General features: G+C 45.2%; 29 protein-coding genes, 2 tRNA genes and 1 rRNA gene. 24 read left to right on the top strand and 8 right to left on the bottom strand.

Annotated features, from left to right (window positions below; genetic code table 11):
- Positions 1–386: 386 nt before the first annotated feature.
- The 4 genes from OCU60_RS03625 to OCU60_RS03610 form a co-directional block, all read right to left on the bottom strand.
- Complete coding sequence (locus OCU60_RS03625; protein ID WP_074375108.1) at positions 387–1,511, bottom strand: HNH endonuclease; 1,125 nt, start codon at positions 1,509–1,511, stop codon at positions 387–389.
- A 290-nt stretch (positions 1,512–1,801) separates the two neighbouring features.
- A complete protein-coding gene (locus tag OCU60_RS03620; protein ID WP_074375107.1) occupies positions 1,802–2,242 on the bottom strand; it encodes a hypothetical protein in 441 nt (146 codons plus the stop codon).
- Between the two features lie 15 nt (positions 2,243–2,257).
- Positions 2,258–3,211 (bottom strand): phage integrase, encoded by a 954-nt coding sequence (locus tag OCU60_RS03615; protein ID WP_074375106.1) that lies wholly within the window; start codon positions 3,209–3,211, stop codon positions 2,258–2,260.
- Positions 3,208–3,837: a LexA family transcriptional regulator gene (locus OCU60_RS03610; protein WP_159439504.1), complete on the bottom strand. Its 630-nt coding sequence runs from the start codon at positions 3,835–3,837 to the stop codon at positions 3,208–3,210. Before OCU60_RS03610 ends, OCU60_RS03615 begins: the two co-directional genes overlap by 4 nt.
- Positions 3,838–4,004: 167 nt before the next feature.
- Here OCU60_RS03610 and OCU60_RS03605 point away from each other — a divergent pair, with 167 nt between their 5' ends.
- From OCU60_RS03605 to OCU60_RS03490, 24 genes are all read left to right on the top strand, one after another.
- The gene (locus OCU60_RS03605) at positions 4,005–4,232 is read left to right on the top strand and encodes a hypothetical protein (protein WP_021020732.1); all 228 of its coding nucleotides are present in this window, start codon (positions 4,005–4,007) and stop codon (positions 4,230–4,232) included.
- Positions 4,229–4,426, top strand: coding sequence for a hypothetical protein (locus OCU60_RS03600; RefSeq protein ID WP_074375105.1), 198 nt, complete (start codon positions 4,229–4,231; stop codon positions 4,424–4,426). The genes OCU60_RS03605 and OCU60_RS03600 overlap by 4 nt, the downstream gene beginning before the upstream one ends.
- Positions 4,419–4,595, top strand: a complete 177-nt coding sequence (locus OCU60_RS03595; RefSeq protein ID WP_157371839.1) for a hypothetical protein — start codon at positions 4,419–4,421, stop codon at positions 4,593–4,595. The genes OCU60_RS03600 and OCU60_RS03595 overlap by 8 nt, the downstream gene beginning before the upstream one ends.
- Positions 4,595–6,607 carry a replication endonuclease gene (locus tag OCU60_RS03590; RefSeq protein ID WP_306345751.1) on the top strand — a complete coding sequence of 671 codons (2,013 nt, stop codon included), beginning with the start codon at positions 4,595–4,597 and terminating at the stop codon, positions 6,605–6,607. The genes OCU60_RS03595 and OCU60_RS03590 overlap by 1 nt, the downstream gene beginning before the upstream one ends.
- A gap of 2 nt (positions 6,608–6,609) precedes the next feature.
- Entirely contained in the window at positions 6,610–6,789 is a 180-nt protein-coding gene (locus tag OCU60_RS03585) for a hypothetical protein (RefSeq protein ID WP_074375104.1), read from the top strand.
- On the top strand, positions 6,782–7,177 hold the full coding sequence (locus OCU60_RS03580) for a hypothetical protein (protein ID WP_074375103.1): 396 nt from the start codon (positions 6,782–6,784) through the stop codon (positions 7,175–7,177). The genes OCU60_RS03585 and OCU60_RS03580 overlap by 8 nt, the downstream gene beginning before the upstream one ends.
- A complete protein-coding gene (locus OCU60_RS03575; RefSeq protein WP_074375102.1) occupies positions 7,177–7,659 on the top strand; it encodes a hypothetical protein in 483 nt (160 codons plus the stop codon). Before OCU60_RS03580 ends, OCU60_RS03575 begins: the two co-directional genes overlap by 1 nt.
- Positions 7,646–8,305 (top strand): ATP-binding protein, encoded by a 660-nt coding sequence (locus OCU60_RS03570; protein WP_074375101.1) that lies wholly within the window; start codon positions 7,646–7,648, stop codon positions 8,303–8,305. Before OCU60_RS03575 ends, OCU60_RS03570 begins: the two co-directional genes overlap by 14 nt.
- 107 nt (positions 8,306–8,412) lie before the next feature.
- Entirely contained in the window at positions 8,413–8,700 is a 288-nt protein-coding gene (locus OCU60_RS03565) for an H-type lectin domain-containing protein (protein ID WP_074375110.1), read from the top strand.
- A gap of 274 nt (positions 8,701–8,974) precedes the next feature.
- Entirely contained in the window at positions 8,975–9,781 is an 807-nt protein-coding gene (locus OCU60_RS03560; RefSeq protein ID WP_074375100.1) for a major capsid protein P2, read from the top strand.
- A 10-nt stretch (positions 9,782–9,791) separates the two neighbouring features.
- Positions 9,792–10,058, top strand: a complete 267-nt coding sequence (locus OCU60_RS03555; protein ID WP_074375099.1) for a hypothetical protein — start codon at positions 9,792–9,794, stop codon at positions 10,056–10,058.
- A gap of 10 nt (positions 10,059–10,068) precedes the next feature.
- Positions 10,069–10,227 carry a hypothetical protein gene (locus OCU60_RS03550; protein WP_159439503.1) on the top strand — a complete coding sequence of 53 codons (159 nt, stop codon included), beginning with the start codon at positions 10,069–10,071 and terminating at the stop codon, positions 10,225–10,227.
- Positions 10,224–10,445, top strand: a complete 222-nt coding sequence (locus OCU60_RS03545; protein WP_074375098.1) for a hypothetical protein — start codon at positions 10,224–10,226, stop codon at positions 10,443–10,445. Before OCU60_RS03550 ends, OCU60_RS03545 begins: the two co-directional genes overlap by 4 nt.
- Positions 10,442–10,855 carry a hypothetical protein gene (locus tag OCU60_RS03540; protein WP_074375097.1) on the top strand — a complete coding sequence of 138 codons (414 nt, stop codon included), beginning with the start codon at positions 10,442–10,444 and terminating at the stop codon, positions 10,853–10,855. Before OCU60_RS03545 ends, OCU60_RS03540 begins: the two co-directional genes overlap by 4 nt.
- Entirely contained in the window at positions 10,855–11,334 is a 480-nt protein-coding gene (locus tag OCU60_RS03535) for a hypothetical protein (RefSeq protein ID WP_074375096.1), read from the top strand. The genes OCU60_RS03540 and OCU60_RS03535 overlap by 1 nt, the downstream gene beginning before the upstream one ends.
- On the top strand, positions 11,331–11,939 hold the full coding sequence (locus tag OCU60_RS03530) for a hypothetical protein (RefSeq protein WP_074375095.1): 609 nt from the start codon (positions 11,331–11,333) through the stop codon (positions 11,937–11,939). Before OCU60_RS03535 ends, OCU60_RS03530 begins: the two co-directional genes overlap by 4 nt.
- Positions 11,936–12,319 (top strand): hypothetical protein, encoded by a 384-nt coding sequence (locus tag OCU60_RS03525; protein ID WP_074375094.1) that lies wholly within the window; start codon positions 11,936–11,938, stop codon positions 12,317–12,319. The genes OCU60_RS03530 and OCU60_RS03525 overlap by 4 nt, the downstream gene beginning before the upstream one ends.
- Positions 12,316–12,774, top strand: a complete 459-nt coding sequence (locus OCU60_RS03520) for a hypothetical protein (RefSeq protein WP_074375093.1) — start codon at positions 12,316–12,318, stop codon at positions 12,772–12,774. Before OCU60_RS03525 ends, OCU60_RS03520 begins: the two co-directional genes overlap by 4 nt.
- A 3-nt stretch (positions 12,775–12,777) precedes the next feature.
- Entirely contained in the window at positions 12,778–13,038 is a 261-nt protein-coding gene (locus tag OCU60_RS03515) for a hypothetical protein (RefSeq protein WP_074375092.1), read from the top strand.
- Positions 13,039–13,088: 50 nt separating this feature from the next.
- Positions 13,089–13,499 carry a virion protein gene (locus OCU60_RS03510; protein WP_074375109.1) on the top strand — a complete coding sequence of 137 codons (411 nt, stop codon included), beginning with the start codon at positions 13,089–13,091 and terminating at the stop codon, positions 13,497–13,499.
- A 91-nt stretch (positions 13,500–13,590) separates the two neighbouring features.
- Positions 13,591–13,812 carry a hypothetical protein gene (locus OCU60_RS03505; RefSeq protein WP_074375091.1) on the top strand — a complete coding sequence of 74 codons (222 nt, stop codon included), beginning with the start codon at positions 13,591–13,593 and terminating at the stop codon, positions 13,810–13,812.
- Positions 13,812–13,964, top strand: a complete 153-nt coding sequence (locus OCU60_RS03500; protein WP_021020709.1) for a hypothetical protein — start codon at positions 13,812–13,814, stop codon at positions 13,962–13,964. Before OCU60_RS03505 ends, OCU60_RS03500 begins: the two co-directional genes overlap by 1 nt.
- Positions 13,965–14,112: 148 nt before the next feature.
- Positions 14,113–14,475, top strand: a complete 363-nt coding sequence (locus OCU60_RS03495) for a hypothetical protein (protein WP_139302175.1) — start codon at positions 14,113–14,115, stop codon at positions 14,473–14,475.
- Complete coding sequence (locus OCU60_RS03490) at positions 14,472–14,792, top strand: hypothetical protein (RefSeq protein WP_074375089.1); 321 nt, start codon at positions 14,472–14,474, stop codon at positions 14,790–14,792. The genes OCU60_RS03495 and OCU60_RS03490 overlap by 4 nt, the downstream gene beginning before the upstream one ends.
- A gap of 43 nt (positions 14,793–14,835) precedes the next feature.
- Here the strand turns inward: OCU60_RS03490 and OCU60_RS03485 are convergent, their stop codons facing one another.
- From OCU60_RS03485 to rrf, 4 genes are all read right to left on the bottom strand, one after another.
- On the bottom strand, positions 14,836–15,003 hold the full coding sequence (locus tag OCU60_RS03485) for a hypothetical protein (RefSeq protein ID WP_159439502.1): 168 nt from the start codon (positions 15,001–15,003) through the stop codon (positions 14,836–14,838).
- 320 nt (positions 15,004–15,323) lie between these two features.
- Positions 15,324–15,400: transfer RNA gene (locus OCU60_RS03480), tRNA-Trp, on the bottom strand.
- A 30-nt stretch (positions 15,401–15,430) separates the two neighbouring features.
- Positions 15,431–15,507 (bottom strand) — tRNA-Asp (locus OCU60_RS03475).
- A 68-nt stretch (positions 15,508–15,575) separates the two neighbouring features.
- Positions 15,576–15,691: ribosomal RNA gene (rrf, locus tag OCU60_RS03470) — 5S ribosomal RNA — on the bottom strand.
- Positions 15,692–15,734: the final 43 nt, after the last annotated feature.

Raw genomic sequence — 15,734 nt, 5'->3', positions numbered from 1 at the left:
AGTTAAATTAAACAGGGTTCTACACCTGTGGGTTTAAAAAATACTCACCACACAGATCTGTGTCAACCCTGTTACCACTCAAGATACAAAAAACCCGCTTCAATGAGCGGGTTTCGTTTTGCATAATTATGCAATTTGTAATGGCAGGGGTGGAGGGATTCGAACCCCCAACACGCGGATTTGGAAAACCCTTCACCCTGCTAATAAATCAATGGGTTACAAAAAGGGGAAATTTCATATCGGGCGCATGTGGGTGTATGTAAGTTATCAATAGTAAGAAAAATTAGCATTTTAACTAGAATATCGTTCCCTTAGATTGATTTGATTTAATATTTATAAAATAAAAATGTATATAAATAACAATATTATATTTTTCATTTATATACTCAGAATCCAAAAAAACGATAGCTCAGATCATACTCCTGCTGAGTTCTGGAAAATATTCCTTGTCGACAATGCTTTGGTATAAAGATCGGTTCTCCATCATCATATTGTTTTTCAGGATACGAGAGAAATCCATCCTTATAATTAGAAATAAACTCATTAAATACATTAAATGCTTTCCCATCTTTAATATAACCAACTATCTCACCTTTCAAATTAATTAACAGATTAGAATATAACCATCCCTTATGATGACCTATGCTATTTCTCACCTTCAAACCATGTATATTAGCTCGTATCAACCAACATATTTTATTGTTTTCTTTACACCAAGGGATTTGGCTTAAACCAATAGCATTTACTTCACCTCTCCTATTCCCCTTACCACCACTAAAAACAAACTTATTAAACCCATTTAAATTAGAATCTGGAGTATCTACACTGCCATAATATAAAGGACTATTTTCATTATTAATCATGACTTTTATTTTGTTATACTGCATATAAAGTTCAGTTATATGAATAGGGCTACCTCCTTCACGTGACATCCCTAATATACATCCATATTTATCATCAGAAATAGTTAATCTCGAAGCCACACTGACAATATCTTGCTTTTTAATCAGTGCAATATATTCATTACGATTAATATATGCAATCGGCTCGCCACCTACCCCATAAAAAATACAACAAATAGTGAATGGTTCTTCATTATTTTCTGAACTTTCAAACCAAAAAAGAGGTTTACCATAGATACTAATAATAATTCCTACATTTATAACCTGAACACTTCCAAGTAAAAACTCCAGTTCATCTGTATTCGGAAATATTAAATCGTTTACATAACCTTGCTGTAATCCCTTAGGATTTCTTTTTGCCGCCCAAACATCTCTTTTCGAAATAATTTTTTTGGTTACTCTATCATGGCATATAGGACAAAGAATCGTCATATTATCTGGGTTGTGCTCAGAAGCATCTTTGAATTCAGGTTCAATATGTTCATATTCGATAAGTACACAACCACAAACGACACAACCAAAACCAGCATCTCTACGTATTTTTTTTCTTATATCTGTAGGAATATACCTAGAAAGACCAAATTTATTCTTCCCTTTATAACTAACCATTTTCCACCCACTTAATTATTAAATAAAAAGTTGATAGAATTACTCATTTATTATTTATAGATGCAGTTTCAATCAGTTAACTTATAAAAACATAAATCACATGAATAAACTTTTTTAAACCTTTGAAATCACATTCTATAACTCAGTCGATGAAGTTCTATCAGTCTATATAAAAAATAGTTTCTCATAACGATTTTGCCAACAAATTCTATAAAAAATATATCTATTGAAAAATCAGTAGTCCGGTTGTCTAGGCCACACTAAATAGTGACCTAGACGATTAGAACAGCCTACCGACACTCAACCAATACAGATCCATTATCTTTATTCATCAAATCAGCTTCAAAGACTAAACTATCAACAATTTCTTTCTTATGTGCATCATCCAGTTCAGGCCAAATGTCATTTACAATTTTATTTGAAGGAAACATCTTTCTTGATATAGATAAGAAAGTATTACAGTCTTCTTTCTTAATGTACTTTCCTCGGGCCTGATATGAAAACTTAAATCCTAGTTTCCCATCAGAGACAAGGCTGGTCACTTTAGAGAATTCATAGTGAGTTTTCCCAACATCTTGACCTTCGAGTGTTTTAGACATCTCATAAGCACCGATATCAAAATAAACCCGCCCAATGTCATACTTGGTAGCCGGTGTTTCTTTCAGCGTATCCCATACATTCGCATTCACAGAAAAAGATGCAGCAAAAACTAGAAAAAGAAAATATTTCATTTATACCTCTGACGATTATTGATGTTGATTTAGTGGATTAAGTTGCACCGCATCACTTAAATGACTTGGTGCAAGGTGTGAATAACGCATGGTTGTGGAGATCTCGCTATGGCCGAGAATATCTTTCAGTACAACAATATTGCCCCCTTGCATCACAAAGTGACTCGCAAAGGTATGGCGGAGCACATGAGACATCTGCCCTTTCGGTAACTGAATCTGTGCTCGGGCAACTGCTTTACGAAATGCACTCAAGCTATGTAAAAATAGTTTCTCATCCCCTACTTTACCAAGGCCTTTCAATTCATTAAATAAAATATCATTGATCGGCACTGTGCGGTTCTTGCCTGACTTGGTATTGAGGAAGGTAATTTTCCCTCCGGCCACCTGTGACGCTTTCAGGTTTTCGGCCTCACTCCAACGGGCACCGGTGGCAAGGCAGACCTTAACCACATAGATCAGGGATTCATTACTGGATAGCTGACAGGCATGTAACAGGGTTGCGATCTCATCATGACTGAGAAAACGAAGCTCCCCTTCTCGCTCTTTGAACTGGCGGATATGTTGGACGGGGTTGTCATAATCGATCACACCGAGGCGCTTAAGCTCATTGAACATTGCCCGTAAATAGGCATGTTCTCGGTTCGCAGTGGTTGTACTGACTTCCTGTGTGCGCTGCTCGCGGTACTTGGCAAAATGTTCATTAGTCAGGTCGGAGGCTATCGGATTACCGAGCCGTTCAGACATTCGATAAAGGAGTTTTCTCAAACGGATATGATCACGAAGCGTCTTACCGTGTAGCCGATACCAAATACTGACCATTTCATCGAGCCGTCGGGTATCCCGATTCGGGTGCAACTCTTCATCACGTAATGTCAGGGTGATTTCGTGGTTCTTGGCATCCCGTTCGCGAGCAAAAAAACGGTTTGGATCATGGGTGGTAAAAAACCCCCATTCACTCGGCTTTATCATGCAACTTGCTTCACTCTCTGCAACACACGGACAACCTGACCAATGATTTTAAAATCCCCTTTAAAATCTTTACTCAATTCAATATTTTTATACCGCTCGTTATCGCTTGAAATCAGGAATTTCCCTTCCGCGTAGTCATATTGAACCCGTTTGACTAAGACATCATTATCAATCCGAATCACACAAAGCCCGTCTCGTACTTCATCATGACGAACCAGAATCAAATCCCCGTCATAAAGGCTGGGTTCCATACTATCGCCCATGACTTGAACAATAGAGAGCCTCTTACCATGTAACCCCTGCTGACGTAACCAATCAGCACTAAAGCGAAATTCAGCAACAGGATTTTCATGCTCAACCAATGCACCATTTCCGGCACTCACCCGGAGATCATATTGGTAAATAATGACCATATTTTCATCTGGGATTTCGCCTGTGGTTAACCATTCTAATGACTTCCCAGAAGCATCAGAAATCGCAACTAATCGATCAAGCGTTGGATAGCTTTTTTCGTTCACATAATCGCGCAGGGTTGTGGCAGAGACACCACTCATTTCAGAAAAAGAGCGATAAGAATGTTCTCCTAATGCCTCTTTCAGTCTTAAATGGAAATTTTTTAAGTACATTTTATTTTTATCCATCAATAACATAGGCCAAACCTTCCAAATTGTTCGCACGGATATCCGCGCAATAAGTTGACTAGGGCGGATATTTGAAATAAATTAAAAAACGCACGGATAATCGCGCAACATATTAAAAAACCGATTACGCCCGATATTAGGAGGTTTGATCCATGTCTGCAAGCGTTCAGACAATCAATAAATTCTGTGAAGAAACCGGAATGAGCCGCACCAAAGTCAAAGAGCTAATCAATGACTGCATCATTCCCACCATTCCACAGGAGCAATCAGGCGGATTGGTATTGATCAACAAACTTGAGTTTGACCGACGGATTGCAGCAAATCAGATCATGCTGCCCATCCCGCCAAGAAAAAGAAAACTGTTGGATAGTGAAGCATGAAACACGAAATCAAATACCGTAAAAGCATGACGGGCGGCATTGTCTGCCAAGTCGGAAACATCAACGTATTCATCGATGAAATCAAACGGGTAAACGGGGGCGAGTGGCTCGCGCTGCACTCCTTTCACGGCGATATCATTGGAATGGCTGAGGGGGAACAGGCGGACGATATAGAGGTACAATTCTATGGATGATGTGAGTTATACCCTACCCAAGGGGCACAACTCCGATTATCTGGCACCTTATCACAAACCCTGTCCTGACATGGTCACCGGTGCCGCAATGACGGAGCAGCAACGTAAACGAAACCTTTTCTTAATCCAGAAACTACGCGAGAAACACGGTTTAACGCCACAAAAATAATGAAATATACCGCTTCTTTTATTGGTCATCATATCCATCGCACTTTGCGTAAAAAACACCTGATTGATGTGTATCAGGTGCGCCCTGATTCGCCTTATCTCTCGGCTGCTCTTCGGCTGGCTGAGGCAAAAGGCGATCAGCACAATGCAGCCGAAAAAGACGCAGCAAAGCGGGATACGTTCGAGAACGGCACAACATTTTCACGCCACTTTATGCCCCGTCTGCCGAAAATCGTGCAGGAAGATATCCAGCATCAGATCTACAGGCGACGGAAACGGGCGAACCCGACGCGTAAGAATATCGAATTAGCGGTCAATGATGCCGTCCGGCATGGCCTGAAATTCGCCCCGCTGATTGAGAAAAAATTTCCTTTTGTCGATGCCCGTAAAAATGCACCGGCACCCCCTGTCACACTCGGTCATCAAACCGTATCGCTCGATCATGACACCCTGATGAGTGATGAGCAAATTGAGCGCCTTGCATGGAACCTCACCCATGAATTCACCGCAATCATGGGCAGTATTTCTATTGATGAAGCAACAGAAAATGGATACCTTGACGCATTATATGCGGTATTTTCAGCAATCAGTGATAAGCTGTTTCAGCTCCATATCAAGCCGCCACAAATCCGCAAACATCACGCGAATATCCGAGAAGCCGAGCGCGAATTAGAGCGGGCGATCCGTCGCTGCCTCGATGTCGATTATCTGGCGCGTAAATTCCGGTTTTTACGCACCCAATATATCGAATATTCACAAATCGCCCTTGATCGGGTCGGAGCTAATCAGGGACAACGCAAATATATTTCCCGTCGTTCGTTTGCCCGCTGGCGTCAGAAACAGGGAGAAGCAAAGCGGTTTATCGAATCAATGGCCGTCTTCGACCCAGAGACCGGCACCGCCTTTGATTTAGAGGAAGTCGTCAAGCGTACCACCGCCAACCAAGAAAACCGACGGATTGAATTAGTGGTTCGCTCCCGTGGCGATGAAGAGCGCGCGATTGACTTGGGTTATGAGGGCGTATTTATGACGTGGACACTCCCGTCCAAATATCACCGCAATTCCAGTCAATGGAACGGCTGCACACCGAAAGAAGCCCATCAGAACATTATGGAGCAATGGAAACGCGCCCGTGCCCTGTTCAAAAAACATGAGATTGACTGGTTCGGCCTGAGAGTCGCGGAGCCGCACAAAGACGGCACACCCCACGCACATATGTTTTTATACGTTCATCCCAGCCAGAAGGCTGCTTTTGTGCGTATCTGTGAGGAAATCGCCACCGAGGAAGACCGCGACGAGTTAATGATTGGCGGCCAGTTTCACAAATCACACCGCATCAAAGTTGAATACAGCGATCCGGCTAAAGGCACCGCGACCGGCTACATCATCAAATACATCTCAAAGAATATTAACGGCTCACACATGCCTGAAAATGATGCCGAAGAGTCGGCATTCTCGGCCAGAGCATGGGCTTCAACCCATCGTATCAAACAGTTTTCACAATCCGGCTCCCCTGCTGTGGGGTTGTGGCGGCAATTGCGACGGGCAAGCGCGGTCGATACCGCCTTTGATGAAGAGTTGGAAACCTTGCGTGACCATGCCGATCAATCCCGTTGGAAAGGGTTTTGCGAGTTGGGCGCAAAAGCCAAGCTTGCTTATGAAGAAAACTTCAACCAATACGGGGATACCGTGAAACGGGTCATTGGTGTGAACTGGCTCGGAAAAATCATCAAAACCTGCGCCACCCGTTACAGTCTTGTAAAAAAGAAAGATGTTCAGCGTCTGCAAGAAGCGCGGCGCGCTTCCCCTTGGAGCACTGAAAATAAGTGTAACCCTCCCTTAGAAAAGGAAATTTCACCCCTTGAAAAGGCGCTCATCGAGGCCACCGGATGGAGCGTGAAAGGGGTTCAGTGTCTGATTGCCCCGTTGATGCGCGGAGCAACGATAGCCATTGACCGCTATGTCTCCCTGAAACTCAGCAATCACCGATTAACCACCGTTACAGACAGGTAAACATGAGCAAACTACAAGCAAAAACAAGCCAATTACTGGAAGAGATGGACACCGAAGCACAAGCCTATAAGCCCCCGTTAGGCTTCGGGTTCATCAAGCCGTGGCTCACTAAAACCATTTGGTTATTGAAAGCATTTAATCACCGACTCACCACACTTGAAGGAGAAATAAAACATGACTGAATCTGACGATATTCTGGGGTATGTGGTTTGTCATACCTGCAAACACCCCAAAGCGATTAAGCAAGGCAAAGGCAAACGCTCAGCCTTTGTTCACGGTCGCTGTGATTGTGGCCCTGATACCCGAACCGGCAAAGCAGCCCAAGCGGAAATGAAAGCCTTTCAGCCCCTTGAAATCGTTCAGGCTGAAGTTGAAGCGATGCACCAATCGGAGCCTGAGCCGCAATCATTGCCAATCCAGACGGAAAAACAAACGGAAAATAAACCCAATCAGGAGCCTCAACCAGAAACACAATCAAAGCCAATGACCACCCTCGCCTGTATGGGATTAGGGGGCGCTTTAGGCGTGGTGTTCGGGGGTCTGATTAAAGCAATCAAGGTGGTGTCTTAATGGAAAATCTAACGGAATATTCAGAAAATGATGCACAACATGAGATCGGTTTCGAAACCCATTCAAAAGCCGATGAAGATGCATTACTGAGTGAAATCACCGAGCAGGATTTTAACCCTGATGAAGCTATAACCAAAACCGATCCCAAAGAAGCGGCAGCACTGGCAGCAGGTGAAGCGACGTCAATGGCGGTGATGGGCGTCACTGAAGAAGTGATCCGGCAATTCGTTCACAAAGATTTTGTATTTGATGAAGCTCAGGTTAAAGGCGTTGCAGGGGCTGCCGCACCGCTGTTTGTCAAATACGGGGGCGAGCTTCCCCCGTGGCTTATCCAGTACAAAGAAGAGCTGACCTTTGTCATGGCTGCGGGGGCGCTCGGTTTTTCATCGTATCACCAAGTGAAAGAACTCAAAGCCCTTGACCGAGCCAAAGAAATCCAAGCGGCCAAAGAGGACGGAGAGCCAGACCATGCAGCCGATTAACCCTAATAATGCGCTGCACAATGGTCATGTCTATGCGGTCGGGATGAGTGGCAGCGGTAAGACCTCAGCCGCAAAGAAACTCTTCATCCACGCAACCGATCAAGTCGCTATCTTTGATCCGGTCGGGGACTATACCGGCACACTGGCGGGGCGAGTCGTTCGGGGGTATGACAACATTAAAGACTTTGCCACCGCCATGATTGCAGGACGTAAAACACGGCAGGGGTTTAAGATTGCCTACCAACCGAAGCATGAAACCACCGTCAAAGACTTTGACCGCTTTTGTCGGGTGGTTTGGGGCTGCGGCAATGGTAAACATCCAAAGCCGCTCAAAATCATTTGTGAAGAAGTGGCCGAGCACAGCGAGAATGCAGGGAAAGCCACCGGTTATCATGGCAAAATTTTGCGACTGGGGCGCAAGTTCAACCTGCATTCGATTAACCTGTTTCAGCGCGGTCAGGAGGTTTCCAAAACCATCATTGATAACTGTCAGCATGCCTGTGTAATGATGCAAAAAACCCATACCAGTGCGATTTATTTAGAAAAAATGACTGGTATATCAGCCGATGAAATCGACCGGTTAAACCCGCTTGAGTATCTGCTACAGGATGGAAAAGCCTATCAAAAAGGGGCGCTCCGATGGTGAGTTACTAGACCTATTAGACACACAGCGAATGTGAACTATATTAAATGAGTTACATATCAAAGTAACACCTAATGTATTCACAAAACGTCTTTTTGGAGAAAAATATAATGACTCAATTAATAGGAAGAGTGTCTCACACCGGTACAGTAGAAATCGGTAGTGGTTTTCAATCAGAAAAACATAGTAACGGGCTTTATAAAGTATTTTTCGATTCAGGTAAATTTACATCAACCCCTGTCGTGATTGCTACGCCTGATACATCGAACTTTTCTAGCGAGACCTATACCGTAGCAGTCTCATTAAAAAATGTTTCAACTAGTGGCTTTACTCTCAGTATTGAAAACCTAGATGCTGATACAAAAGAGGCTGCTTTTAACTTTGTAGCGTACAGCTGAGAATAATACTTAATGTCATACACCTCACAAATTGTGACTTTTATCACATTTATTCTAAACCGGATTCACAATCGGGTTAGGAATCGATTGTGAATCGTGTGCTTTGATACAGACCGCCTAATGTTGGGCGGTTTTTTATTGGAGCAAACATGAGATTATCCGCAAAGAATATCGCTGTGGTTGGGCTGATTGCCGCAGTGGTTGCCGCTGGCGTGGTCTGGGCATCAAATAACGTTGATTCTGTTGAAGACGCGATCGGTTAAGGGGAGAGCGTATGAATTCAGTGATGCGACTTAACTCGTTTACGGGCGTTGCCTACGGGGAAAAAGCCTCAATGGTGATCCCAACCGGCCCCGTCTATGAAGAAATCTTTCTTGAAACCAACCTGTCACCGGCGCAGATTAAACGGGTTTCGATTACCTTAAACGGTGATGAAATCATTGTCCTTGACGGCAAGTTGATGAAATCCCTTGAAGCTTACAAAGGGATGCCGTCAATTGATGGTTTTTATCATATTCCACTGGCTGACATTACCGCCAAAACTAAAAACGGGATGCGTTACACCGCCCTTGTGACCGAGGCCGGAGACAATATTATCCTTGAGGTGGAGATTGCACCGGATACGAGCGGCAATGCATCAGGTGTGGTGCTCAAAGGTCATGCGACCGTTTCCCCCGCTCAGGGTGTACGCATTGTCGTGCCGCAAATCAAGAAACAAACGATGCAAGCGACATCAACCGAAAACGAATTTCTCGATCTTGTATCAGGTCCGTTGTTGCTGGTTCGTCGGATGCATTTCTTGTCAGAAACTGTGAACTCACTCGAAATTCACCGCGATTATATCAAGGTGTACGACACCACCCGCGCAGTTGAAACGATGCGCGCCAAACGCAATCGTCGATTCTGGCAATCAGGAATGTATCACTTTGATCCGATTATGCGCGGTTATTTTATTGATGAACTGTTTCAGACCGCACACACCAATGAGCTGAAATTTACGGTGAAGACCGATAATGCTGTCGGCTCAATCCCGATCATTGTTGAGTCCGTCAAAATCGTTCGCCCCGACCTGATTAAGTAAGGGGGCAATCATGGCGTTTTTAGATGATTTAAATAATTTTGGCTCCGGCTTACTCGATAGTGTCGGGGAAGGCTTCGACAACCTTGTCGGAGCCGCTACCAGTGATAACAGTTCGGTCAACGCCAACACACAGCCACAGGCAACCCATCAGGCCGATGATAACGGCAACAAAGTGACACCGGCACCACAAGGCAATGACAAGACCCTCCTGTATATCGGGGGCGGTCTGGGTGTGTTACTCCTGATTGGGGTTGTGGTCATGGCGGCTAAAAAATAGGGGGACAGCAATGCCAATACCATTGATTTATCTGATCCCCGTTGCAACAGGGGTATTAGGGTTCGGGGGCGGCTTCTGGGCTGGCTCCGGTGTGGGGAAGTTAATCAAACTGTCAGCGATTGGGGGCGGGTGTTATCTCACTTACCGGCTGGTTAAGGAGATGAAATGATCCCGACTATCGGAGGCGGACTGACCAACTCCGGCACCATGCCGATTAATGCGGGCGGTGGCGCTGCCGGTGATGCAACGGCAACCGCCAGAAATTCCATCGGGGGCATCACCAACGGGGCGATTAACTTCAGCGGCAGTGCGGGACAACGTTTGATGCAAAGCCTGCCGATGCTCCTTGTGATTGCAGCAATAACGTTTGTGGTGGTGAAGAAATGAAATTTACGCTCATCCGCCCGAATCGGGCTGATATCAAAGCTCAATTGGCGTTGCTTCGTCCGGCTTTCAATCGTGTTCCGGATGCCAAATATGAGTATGCGTTTTGCTGTGATGCTGTTGCCTGTAAACGTGCCAGCTTCTACCAACTGAAAGGTAAAGGGGTTGCGGTGCGCTTCGTCGGTTATGTCACCAATGAAAACGAATATCTGATTCTGGCACTGACCGGCAAGGGACTCAAACAAGCGGCACCCGTGATAATCGATGCGGTTCGCTCTCAAGGGTATCAATGCGTGAAATATCACACGGTGCGTCAGGGCATGACCCGAATTTTAAGACGCTTTGGTTTTGTGACCACTGAAACACACAGTGATGAATCGGTCTTGTGCCTGCAATTTACAGGGGGTGATTAATGGGCGGTGGCGGAAAGTCAAGCAGCAGTAACACAACCAATACCACGTCTATCAGCGGCACCAATGCGGTACAAGGCGATAATCTGGGAATACTCCTGAGCGGGGTTCAAGGCAGTGTCGGCAATATTACCGTCACCGATCAAGGGGCGGTCAATGCGGCTAAAGAAACCGCGAAACAAGCCCTTGAGACCAGTGCAGACACAACCAAAGAAGCGCTCTCTTTTGGTAAAAACTCGCTGAAAGAAGCATTTTCATTTGGTGAAAAGTCCCTGTCAGCCAATAAAAGCGCCATTGATGCGATCAAGTCGGTTGCAAATCAGGCCAGTGACAACACACGTACCGCCCTTGCCGTTGCAGATGCCGCCAAACAGCGTGAGCAAACCGGTCTGGATAACAGTAGTTACCTGACCACGTTTGCAATTGCGGCCTGTGTGGTCGGTGGCGTTTTGGCTGTTGTGGCACTAAGGGGAAAATCATGATTTTACAGCCCAATACCGAAACCCCGATCACCGTCGGGGGACGGGGAAAATATTTGATTGTCCGGTCAACGTCGGCACCGGTTTTTATTTCTGCCGACGGCCTGAAACCACAGCGGCTTGAATCTGGGGACAGGATTCAAGTCACTGAGTTTGAGAATATGTTTCTGACGCATCATTCACCCGACATTGTGAATTTTGACTATCAGATTTCAGATTTGGAGCACAAACCCGCCTCAACATCGGGCTTAGTTGTTCAGCGGATCATTGAGCCGATCCAGTTTGAGGCCAGTGTCAGAGTTGCCGATGGTCTGAAGGTGGCAACGATATCCTCATCGCAGATGGTGACCCGTCCCGATATTGAAATCGCGCCACAAACCAAAGCCAAGCTGACATCGGGCGGTTATCGTCAGGTCGTGATGCAGGTCATCAGTGATGAATTGACCGCCTTGCGTGTCGGTGACTTTAATGTTTCCGGTAACCGAGGGGCGCTGGTCATCGGTAGCAAAGCGGCAATCGGCTCACTCTCATTTGATTTTTCAGGGGAGCTATACGCCTATAACGCCAGCAGTACCCCTGCCCGTCTTGCCGTTTTGGAGGTGAAATGATGCAAATAAATAGCCCGGTCTCAGTGGTGCAAAGTCTGCCACAGGTTGAGGTGAAAACCGTGCCTCAGATTGAGGTCAAAACCATGCCTCACACCGAGGTCAGTGTCACGAACTGGAAAGCCGTTCAGACCGTGACCCAACAACCGACTGAGATTTACGGCCGCAATGACGTGGTACTTAATGGCAGCACTCAACGTATCGATGCCAATCGAAAGCGTCAGGGACTGATTTTACAGGCAAATGAAGGCAATCAGGGGGAGATTGTGATTCAAGGTTTTCTCCGTGTCCCTGCCGGTGCGGTGGTCGAATTTCCGGCCTCGAATGCGGTCACCGTAGAGGGGATCGCGGGGGATGTGCTTCATATCGGGGAGCGCGTATGAATTTTAGTTATTCGCAAGCCTCCGGCTGGAAACGGGGAGATATTCGGATTTGGACACGCTCCCTGAGTGAAATCCCTCACGGCTGGCAACTGTGCGACGGCACCAACGGTACCCCGAATATGTTAAACCGTGCGGTTGTCGGTGCCGGTGACAGCTATCAGCATGGCGAGATATTCGGCTCAGACTGGAATAAAACCGCAATCAATATCGACAGTTACACGCTCTCACAGGCACAGATGCCGGCACATACGCATACGTTAATCCGTCGGGCTGCCACCGGTGGCGGCAATAACAGCGGTACGACGGGCACTGACGGCAACTTTAACCTTGGTAATACACCGGTTCCGGTGGCCTATGCCGGTAGTAACGGTGCCCATAAACACACCGCAAACATGAGCAATGTTGATGTCCGGCAACAATCCGTTGCCGTTTACTGGATTATGAAAATCAGGTGAATCATGAAAGTTACAGCAATTACACAAGACCAGATGATTATCGTTGATGGCGTTGTTGCAGAGATGTCCAAAATCGGCGGCTATCAGATGACCCATGGTGAATGGGCGGTGCAATACGATACCGCAACCGGAGCGGGACATATCGAATATCTGGACGCCCGACCCAATCAGGCAATAGGAGAAAACGAATTTAATGCACGCTATGCATGGTTGATTGACGAGCATCAGCGTTATCAAGATTACGTCAAAGACCAGAGCGCATGAATCAGCCGCTCTTGATTGGCCTGACCATCATCACAGGAGGACTTGCCTATATGCTTTACCGCTCAACGCTTCCGCGTGGCGTTCGCAACAATAACCCGCTCAACATTCGTGACTCAGCGAATGATTGGGAAGGTAAATCAGGATTTAACCGTGATAAAGAATTCGAAGAGTTCAAACACCCTGTCTACGGCTTTCGGGCTGGCGCGCGGATACTCCGGAGTTACAGCCGCCAAGGGTATAAAACACTCAGTCAAATGATTTATCGGTTCGCGCCAGACAATGAAAATGACACCGCGCTCTATGTGCAGCAAGTCAGCCAATGGACGGGGCTTGCTCCAAATCAGGCGGTTGATGTCAATGATAACGACCAACTTGCTCATCTGCTTTATGCCATGAGCCGTAAAGAGGTCGGCAATTACTACGGCCTGAGCATGGCACAACAAGGGGTTGCAATGGCATGACAAAACAAGACATGAAACGGTTCGCCCTGTCGGTTGCCGGTGCGATTCTGGCAGCGTATACCATCAAATATCTGAAAAGGAGCCATCTATTATGAGCGATTTTTTCAAAAACAAATTAGGCATCGATATCAACCAAGCATCGACTAAGAAAGGGTTCGCTTTAATTGGTGCCGGTGTCGCACTAGCGGCCGGACACCCTGAACTATTAACCGCCAGTATCACACCGGACGGGGTTCACTATGGGGGGTTAATTGGCACCGCTGCCCCTGTGTTGATCGGTGTCTGGGAAACACTGAGGGATGAATTTAAGTAATGGGAGAATATCAGACGTTAATCATTGCGGCTGTCAGTGCATTATCCAGCGGCATAGGTGTCGGGGTTACACTAAAAACAGATGTGAAGTGGCTCCGCCTGATGATGGAAAAATTGGATGTTCGTATTACTCAGTTAGAACAGAGGAAATAAAAAGAGTTTTAACATTAAATGTATAACTCTATTGGAACGAATATAGAATCAATATCTCACCATAGCAATATAACCCCTCTTAAAGGTCTCATATAACTGAACGTATGATAATATGAGCTACTATCAGATTTATAAGGTGGGGTTTCTCATGGCTAATAACAAACTAGCCGGTTTTATGTTTGCTTTCACTGTGCTATCTATCGCACTCGCAACAGCATTTGATTATATCGGTACAACGATTGAGCAAGTGATCCAGTTTGTCTCTCAACTAATGACATTTTTTGTGGTTATTGCATTATTTGGAGTATGGAAGAAAATTGATTTATTTACTCACAAATCAATGAAGATAATTGCAGTGTTATACCCTATTATCATCATAATTCGAACAATTTACCCTGTGCTTGAATATACAGAGCAAACTATACCTCGTGTTTATATTTTGGCTCAATCAATAGAAGTAATATTATCTTTAGTTATTGCAGGTATCTTCCTTAGGGAGATAAAGAAATGAATAGCTTTGATACGGTAAAGAAATTGAAATCAAGTCCTTTGGGTAGCATCTTCATTGCAATGTTAGAAAGAATTAAAAATTTATATGATGCAAATGATCAATATAAAGAATTAGTCGTATCATTGAATGGTTTACTAGATGCAGGATATCATTTTAATTCGCCAGAAGTTCAGGGTATCGTAAATGTATTACGAGATTTACCTTCATATGGGGCAAGACAGCGTAATTTTGAAAGAATGTATCTGCAAGATGAATATACGTTGAGAAAACTTCCGCGTGACCCTCGTAAAATTCCTTATGGATATTGGGCAAGATAATAGAATTCAAATGATTTAAGGCTCACATATCGTGAGCCTTTTTTTATCTCTGTGGATTTTCCTGCTCATCAAATGTGATCAGATTATTGAGATAAACCAACACTTCTCTCACTTCATGTAAGTCATCTTGCTTAGCGTAAGCAATCAAATCAATAAGATGTAAGCGTGCTGTATGGGCTAAATCGAGTCTTTTAGATATAGCGTCCGGCATAAAACCTCCGAGTTAACTAAACCCACACCACCATACAAAGGTTCTAAGCTAAGGGTGGTGAGCTGAATAAGGTTAGAACCCCGTCCACTCGGAAAGACGGCGCGCCCGAAGCGCCCCTATCCAACTCACCATAATACAGATATGGCAAAGCCATAAATCACTAAAGGATTTATAACACCGAGGGAAATAAACAGGGTTCTAAACCTGTGGATTCAAAAATTACTCACCACACAGATCTGTGTCAACCTTATTCCCTCTCAAGATACAAAAAACCCGCTTCAATGAGCGGGTTTCGTTTTGCATAATTATGCAATTTGTAATGGCAGGGGTGGAGGGATTCGAACCCCCAACACGCGGATTTGGAATCCGCTGCTCTGCCAATTGGAGCTACACCCCTGTAATCGCTAAAGCGAAATATAAAATAAAGTGGCGGAGTGGACGGGACTCGAACCCGCGACCCCCGGCGTGACAGGCCGGTATTCTAACCAACTGAACTACCACTCCGCATTGGTCAGACTATGAAGTCTTTTCTAGCTTTTGCCTTCAGATTCTTCTGAAAACAAATAATTAAAGCCTGGCGATGTCCTACTCTCACATGGGGAGACCCCACACTACCATCGGCGCTGTTTCGTTTCACGTCTGAGTTCGGCATGGATTCAGGTGGGTCCAAAACGCTATGGTCGCCAAGCAAATTCTTTCAATTCGAAAAGCTGATTCTCGTACACAATCAA

It is taken from the genome of Vibrio spartinae, from assembly GCF_024347135.1.
GTDB lineage: Bacteria > Pseudomonadota > Gammaproteobacteria > Enterobacterales > Vibrionaceae > Vibrio > Vibrio spartinae.
The sequence above is the reverse complement of the archived record's forward strand: the minus strand, read 5'-3'. Positions and strand labels throughout refer to the sequence as shown.